Here is a 1,013-nt window from a genome sequence, read left to right as displayed (position 1 = left end):
TGACTAGCTAAGCCGTGTAACGGCAACTTGAGGCGTGGGCCGATCTCTGCAAAACCGGCCTTCAAGTACAATGCTGAGTTGGGGCTACGGCTCCACATGGGTTGCCTCGGCGCCCCCACTTCAAGCTGGACCCAGTCCTTTAGCGTACCCAGGCCCACCGCAGCCTCAATGAGACGCATCGCGACCCCAGACGATCGCTGATCCGGCACCACGTAGAGTTCGGTGATAATACCGTAGGTTCCCCCCGCAAAAAGGGCGGCGCTTTCCGACAACATAATGAGGCCGACCGGGCGTTCCTCCGTGAAAGCCAGAAACCCATAGACGCGCTCTTTCATGGCCAGTAGGTCGACAGCAAGCTGGGTATCCAGTCCGCCCTGCTTTTGTCCGCCGTCAAGTTCGGCAAGTAGGGCAGCAACCATGTGGGTCACCGTTGGGGCGTCATCGATAGACACTTCACGCGTGGTCACCATGTCATATCCTCTTCTAAGGTTTAACCAACATACGACCTGATCCAGCGGCGGCCTAGGGGCAGGAGGCTGCCGCTGCCCCCGGTTCAAAACAGATACGCCGCGCGGTTGAAGGTCAGATGACGCCTTAGCTCACACTGAGGTGATAGCGTCTTCGTGTCGCTCTTAGCCAAAAACATCTCAGAAAATCGAACGATAACTTGTCGAACTCCGTAATGGTCGCACGTAGCGCTCTCTTCTTCTTTGGACCTGCGTGTCGCCCCACATCGTGTTCATGCTCGGACGTTGCAGGAGTGCGGCTGATCGCTTGCGAACACGGATGGATCTACTTTCCCCCTTGTAGGGCAGCTCGAACGACAGGCCGACCAGCGATTTTCCGGATCCAATTCCGAGCAATGACGTTCAGCGGCCCCATTGCGATGGCTGCGCGCGAGCATCATGAGCGTCCCTGACCAGCAGCATTGCCTGAGATCAATGCTCTCAGAAACTTGTCGAACGCGCGAGTCCAAGACACACTGTTTTTCTTGTGTTTAGATAATCAGCTTT

At 56.4% G+C, this 1,013-nt stretch carries 1 protein-coding gene; it reads right to left on the bottom strand.

The genetic code is table 11. The features are described from left to right. Nucleotides 1-470 (bottom strand): GNAT family N-acetyltransferase (locus FXV83_RS42260; RefSeq protein WP_148745891.1); only part of this gene is annotated, 470 nt, incomplete at its 3' end. Nucleotides 471-1,013: the final 543 nt, after the last annotated feature.

The sequence above is a fragment of the Bradyrhizobium hipponense genome (assembly GCF_008123965.1).
Taxonomy (GTDB): domain Bacteria; phylum Pseudomonadota; class Alphaproteobacteria; order Rhizobiales; family Xanthobacteraceae; genus Bradyrhizobium; species Bradyrhizobium hipponense.
This window is presented reverse-complemented; position numbering and strand designations above follow the sequence as displayed.